This window comes from Candidatus Peregrinibacteria bacterium (genome assembly GCA_016220175.1).
In the GTDB taxonomy this organism is placed as follows: Bacteria; Patescibacteriota; Gracilibacteria; order CAIRYL01; family CAIRYL01; genus JACRHZ01.
Map to the genome: position 1 here is coordinate 20,974 of JACRHZ010000061.1, position 6,472 is coordinate 27,445.

The 6,472-nt window shown below is 38.8% G+C and carries 6 protein-coding genes; all 6 read right to left on the bottom strand.

Annotation, left to right across the window (positions count from 1 at the left end; genetic code table 11):
* Positions 1-9: 9 nt before the first annotated feature.
* Positions 10-867 (bottom strand): radical SAM protein, encoded by an 858-nt coding sequence (locus HZA38_05115; protein ID MBI5414863.1) that lies wholly within the window; start codon positions 865-867, stop codon positions 10-12.
* 160 nt (positions 868-1,027) lie between these two features.
* On the bottom strand, positions 1,028-2,464 hold the full coding sequence (gcvPB, locus tag HZA38_05120; GenBank protein MBI5414864.1) for an aminomethyl-transferring glycine dehydrogenase subunit GcvPB: 1,437 nt from the start codon (positions 2,462-2,464) through the stop codon (positions 1,028-1,030).
* Between the two features lie 85 nt (positions 2,465-2,549).
* On the bottom strand, positions 2,550-3,878 hold the full coding sequence (gene gcvPA, locus HZA38_05125) for an aminomethyl-transferring glycine dehydrogenase subunit GcvPA (protein ID MBI5414865.1): 1,329 nt from the start codon (positions 3,876-3,878) through the stop codon (positions 2,550-2,552).
* A gap of 34 nt (positions 3,879-3,912) precedes the next feature.
* A complete protein-coding gene (locus HZA38_05130) occupies positions 3,913-4,290 on the bottom strand; it encodes a four helix bundle protein (GenBank protein MBI5414866.1) in 378 nt (125 codons plus the stop codon).
* A gap of 233 nt (positions 4,291-4,523) precedes the next feature.
* Positions 4,524-4,922 (bottom strand): glycine cleavage system protein GcvH, encoded by a 399-nt coding sequence (gene gcvH / locus HZA38_05135; protein MBI5414867.1) that lies wholly within the window; start codon positions 4,920-4,922, stop codon positions 4,524-4,526.
* 64 nt (positions 4,923-4,986) lie between these two features.
* Positions 4,987-6,087, bottom strand: a complete 1,101-nt coding sequence (gene gcvT / locus HZA38_05140) for a glycine cleavage system aminomethyltransferase GcvT (protein MBI5414868.1) — start codon at positions 6,085-6,087, stop codon at positions 4,987-4,989.
* Positions 6,088-6,472: the final 385 nt, after the last annotated feature.

Sequence of the window (6,472 nt, forward strand, 5' to 3'; positions counted from 1 at the left end):
AAATTCTCCCTACTCTCTCACGAGCTCCCTCTCCTTCGTATGTCGCGACTCCTTCTTCGGATCCATCACACAACATTCGTACAAATAGGAAATATCCATTCCCATTTTTTCAGCAAATTTTCTCGATTTTATAGTTGGCTGTACAATGCGATCAACGCCTTCTTCGATCGCTATCATATCGAGTTCCATTCGATATTTTCCAGCTGGTCGCATGCAACCGAGAATAAGCATTCCATCTGAAAATATGTCCCGTGCATATTGAAAAACTTTTCGAACTTCCTTGAGATCTGGATTCGATACATTTGCAAATTTTGTTCCTGCAGTCGGAATGAGAACATTGAGAACGAGTTTTTTTGCACCAAGATCATGGAGAATTTGAATAGCTTCATATTCCCAATGAATCTTCCCAGCATCGAGTCCAATAGTCACGTGCGGATGAACTTGTATCTTTGATTCGAGCAATTTGTAGAGACGAATATATTCCTCTTTCGATCGATTCAAATGATATACTTTTCTGATGACTTCGGGATCAGACACGAAATCAAAACTCACAAAATCAACAATTTTTGCAATTTCTTCGAGTTCTTCTTCATCAACAAACCCGACATGAGAATTAAAGTGATATTTCCCCGATGCTTTTAACGCGGTGAGCTCTTTTTTCCGATCCAGGAGAAATGATGTTCCATCTGGCTTGAGTCCACCACTAATCAGAAAACTTTTTGTATTCTTCGGAATTTCGTCCTGAAGAGTCGGCATTTGCTCAATGTAATGTTTATTACAGTGATCACAGCTGAGGGAACACGCTTTTCCAGAAAGACTGATGGCGTGGGTATCTTCGGGATAGACGAATTGAATAGCGCATTGCATAGGTGGGAAGAATATGTTTTTTGAAATGGAAGCAGGAAGCAGGAAATAGGAATTAGGAAGTAGGAATTAGGGGGTAGGGATAATTCATTTTTACCTTCCTTCATGTGCTTTCTGCCTAATTCCTAATTCATTATTCCTAATTCCTGCTTCCTGCTTCCTTCTACGAGCAGCATGAATTACACACAATCACCGGATTTCTCGCCGCTTTCACACCGTCCACTCTTTTTACAACAGTATTTATTGGCGCTTTTTGAATGGAAGTTGGATTCACTTTTGCCTCTTCAGCAATATGAATCATGACATCGATAAATTCGTCCATCGTTTGTTTACTTTCTGTTTCTGTCGGTTCAATCATAAGTGCTCCGTGTACGATCATCGGAAAGTAGATTGTTGGCGCATGAAATCCATAATCGAGAAGTTTTTTTGCGATATCCATTGTGCTGACATGGTATTTTTCCTGTTTTTCATCGTTGAAAACCACTTCATGCATACAATTCACTTTATACGGAAGGTGATAATGTTCTTCAAGTCTGGCTCGGATATAATTTGCATTGAGAACTGCATTTCTTCCGACTCTTAGCGTTCCCTCTTTTCCAAGCCGGAGAATATACGTGTATGCGCGAACATCAATTCCAAAATTTCCATAAAATGCTCTAATCCGCCCAATTGATTTTGGCAGATCAAAATTCAAATGAAATTTTTCTCCACTTTTCTCGATTTTTGGAGCAGGAAGAAATGATTCGAGTGTTTTAGTCGACATCAGAACGCCTCCACCCGGACCTCCGCCACCATGAGGAGTGGAAAATGTTTTATGAAGATTAATGTGCATCACATCGACTCCCATTTCCGCTGGTTTTACCATTCCGAGAATAGCATTGAGATTAGCTCCATCCATGTAGAGGAGTGATCCATTGTCATGAAGAAGTTTCGAAATTTCGAGAATATTTTTGTCGAAAAGTCCAAGTGTATTTGGAATCGTGAGCATCATTCCTGCTGTCTCATCATCGAGGAGTTCTTTCATTTTTGTGATATCAACTCCTCCATGTGTATCTGAAGGAACTTGCACCGTTTCAAATCCACACATCGTTGCCGTTGCGGGATTCGTTCCATGAGCAGAATCAGGAATAAGTATTTTTGTGCGCTTCACATTTCCAAGGTCTTCGTGGTACGCCTTCATGACCATCACTCCTGTGAGCTCGCCATGCGCACCAGCAGCCGGCTGAAGAGTTACGCCCGAAAATCCTGTCACTTTTTTCAAATATTCTTGAAGATTATAGAGAATTTCAAGACTTCCTTGAGAATCTTCATCACTTTGCCACGGATGGAAATTTGTAATTTCCGGGAGTGACGCCATATCCTCATTAATTTTCGGATTATATTTCATCGTGCACGAACCGAGCGGATAAAATCCATCATCCACTCCAAACGCTCTTTTTGAAAGTTTTGTATAATGGCGAACAATATCGACTTCCGAAACTTCGGGAAGATTCAGTTCTGAACGAATGAGATCATTGGGAAGCTCAGATTCAGTTCCTATTGGTTCTGAAAGCTGACATGCTCTTCGACCTTTGATTGATTTTTCGAATATGGTTTGCATGGGGAAGGAATAAGGAAGTAGGAAGTAGGAATTAGGAATAAGGGGAAGGCGACGATCCCATCGTCGCAAGTCGCAAATTCGAACATTAAACACCTTTGACATATTTCTCCACATCTTCTCCCGAATGTATTTCCGTAGCACACACGAGAAGCTTTCCTTCAAGTTCCGGATAGAGTTTCCCTAAATCTATTCCTCCTCCTATATCTCTCGTCCGTAACTCTGAGAGAACTCCTTTCGCATTTCCGACATCAACCACAAATTCATTGAAGAATGGAGCGCTGAATATTCGTTTCCATGAGTTTTTCTTTGTTAGAGAGCGCTGCAGAAATAGCGCATTTTGATGATTGATTTCTGCGAGTTTTCTCAAATTTTTTCCGAGAGTCGCCAGATAAATTACTGCATGAAGTGCACACCATGCTTGATTCGAACAAATATTTGAACTCGCTTTCTCTCGACGAATATGTTGCTCTCGAGCCTGAAGAGTAAGCACGTATGCTTTTTTTCCATCAGAATCTTCAGTTTCTCCCACAATACGTCCAGGAAGTTGACGAATATATTTCTCTTTTGTCGCTATAAATCCAAAACTCGGTCCTCCTCCAGAAATAGGAAGCCCAAAACTTTGTCCATCTCCAACGGCAATATCCGCTCCCATTTCTCCCGGTGGTTTTAAAAGTCCCAGGGAAATTCCTTCTGCAATCATTTGAATTGAGAGTGCTCCTTTTTCATGCGCCAATTCAGAAATTGCCATTATATCTTCCACTGTTCCGAAGAAATTTGGACTTTGAACAAACACACCAGCAACTTCATCTGTGAGAGAATCTTTGAGTTTTTGAAAATCAACTCTTCCCGTTTCCATATCGAATGGAACTTCCTCTATTTTGAGTCCCTTTGCCCAACAATATGTTTTCATGACTTCTCGATATTCCGGATGCACACTTCGAAGAACAAGAATCTTTTTTCGCCCAGTAATGTTCGATGCCATAAAGCAGGTTTCTCCTGAAGCTGAAGAACCATCATACATGGAAGCATTTGTTGCATCCATGGCTGTAAGCCGAGTAATCATCGTTTGGTACTCAAAAATCGACTGGAGAATCCCCTGACTAATTTCTGGCTGATATGGAGTATATGCGGTGTAAAATTCGCTCCTGCCCGCAAGATGACGAACATGAGAAGGAAGATAATGCTGATAATATCCTCCTCCCACAAAAGAGAGTTCAGGATTCTTATTTTTCCGTGCAATCTGAGTCATTTTTTTTCGAGTTTCTTGTTCAGAAAGTCCTTTTGGAAGATCGAATTCTTCCATTTTTTTGAGAAGATGCTGAGGAACAGCATCAAAAAGATCCTCAATGGCAGAAATGCCAATTGCATCAAGCATGTGGTCAGTATCTTCTTTGGTATGAGAGATGTAAGGCATGGGGGAGAAGGAATTAGGAATTAGGAATAAAGAATTAGGAATAACGTGAAGGAAATACTCTTTGCTTTGAAGTTCTTATGAGTCCTGTGATTATTTTATGAACCTGAATAGACTTGCAAAATATTTCTCGAAACTTTTCCTCTGAAACAAATTGTACATCCTTTGAAATAATGAGTTGATTCTGAATTTCGGTAACAGATCCTTGTGCGATTGAATAAAATTGAACTTTTTTTCTATATGACTGTCTACTAAACCCTTCTGCAATATTTGAGGTAATTGATACTGACGCTCTTCTCATTTGACTCACTAATCCAAATATTTCTTCTTTAGGAAATCTTTTTGTGATTTCATAAATCATAAGTACAAGCACATGTCCTTCTTTCCAAGCATCAAGATCGGTAAAAGCCTTTATTTTCCCTAATTCCTGATTCATAATTCCTTATTCTTTTGAGAAAGGTATATTAAAAAATCTTAATGTGCATTCTGCTTAATAAATGACTTTTTTCTCCCTAATTCCTGATTCATAATTCCTTATTCCTGTGAGATATATAAAAAATCTTAATGTGCATCCTGCTTAATAAATGACTTTTTTCTCCCTAATTCCTGATTCATAATTCCTTATTCCTGTGAGATATATAAAAATTTTTAATGTGCATTCTGCTCTATAAACGCCTTATACGCTGCTGCATCCATCAAATTCGAAGTCTCATGGACATCGACGCCTGAAAGCTGAAATATCCACCCTTTTTCATACGGATCGTTATTTATGAGCTCTGGCGCAGATTCGAGTTCTGAATTTACTTTAGAAATGGTTCCTCCGACGGGAGCGTAGACATCCGAAACTGACTTTACAGATTCCACAACGCAAGCTGGACCAAATTGTTTTACCTCTTTTTTTGCAGCTGGAAGTTCTACAAAAACAACATCAGTAAGGAGATGCTGAGCATAATCGGTAATGCCACACGTTGCAGTATCGCCTTGTATTTTTACCCATTCGTGTTCTTTCGTGTAATAAAGACCATCGGGGATTTTGTATGCTTCCATAAAAAAGAAAATAAAAAAAGTAAAAAAGTGACTTCCTTAATCCCTAATTCCTAATTCCTGCTTCCTACTTCCTCCTATACGCTGGTGTATAAAAAGGCAACTCCACAACTTTCGCTTTTACAAAATTATTTCGAATTTGAATTTCGATTTCCGTTCCAGGTGCTTTGAGATCAGAACGGATATATCCCATTCCAATATTTTTCCCGAGTGTTGGCGAAGGAGTTCCACTCGTAACATTCCCAACGTTTTCCCCATTTTTAAATATCGGATAATGATCACGCGCAATTCCACGTTCGATCATTTCAAATCCAACAAGTTTTCTCTTGAGTCCTTCTTCCTTCTGCCTTATAAGCGCCTTTTTGCCAATAAAATCTTTTTCAAACGAAACTGCCCATCCATACACTGCTTCGAGCGGAGTATGCTCATCATCAATATCGTGACCATAGAGCATCATGCCACATTCAGTTCTGAGAGTATCTCGTGATCCAAGACCACACGGAAGGAGGCCCATATCTTTTCCCGCCTCGAGAAGTGCATCCCAAATTTTTTTTGCATGTTCTTTTGCAAAATAGAGTTCAAATCCATCTTCCCCAGTATATCCACTTCGGGAAATGGTCATTGGGATTTCTGCAACTTCAATCTCTACAAAACAATATCGTTTTATTTCAGAAAGATCAGATTTCGTGAGTTTTTGAAGAATCTCCTGAGCTTTTGGTCCTTGAAGATCAATTTTCGCAGTATCATCACTCACATTTGTAACGCGAACATCTTCAAATTCTTGAGCATGCTTGAGTGCCCATTCATAGTCTCCTATTGCGGTGCCAGCATTTACCACGAGGAGATATTTTTCATCGTGATATTTATACACCGTAAGATCATCAATAATTCCGCCTTTTTCATTGCACATAACTCCAAGAATTACTTTTCCATTTTCCATATGTTCAATATTCTTTGAAACAAGCTTCTGAACGAGATGGAATGCATTTTTCCCCTCAATCATAATTTCTCCCATATGTGAAACGTCAAAAATTCCCGCTGCTTTCCTCACTGCGTGATGTTCTTCAATTTGATTTGTGTAAATGACGGGCATATCCCATCCTCCAAAATCCACCATGCGAGCTCCCATCTTTTTATGCATGTCGTTGAGAGGAGTTGCAAGGAGCATGAGAATATCAATAAAATTCGGAGGCATTATGGGGCATGAATTCTCGCATTTCAACAATTTTCTATTTTTTTTAAGATTCTTCCAAATATAAATCCCATAATTACTTTGAATGAAGCCACAAATTTTGGCGAAAATTCTTATTCAGATAATTTAATAAGAAAAAGAGAGCCGCATCTTAAATCCGATCCAGAATTGGATTTCATAAAAGTTCTTTTGTGTTGTCGGAGTCCGACAACAGAATAGAAAAGTCGAAAAATGTTGAGAGGAAGTCTTTTTAAACGTTTTGCCAAAAGTTATTTTTTTGCACAATTTTGATATGGAAGATAATGAAATTCGATAAGTATTTTCTTTTAAAAATTAAATTAATATTAAAAAATATGATGAA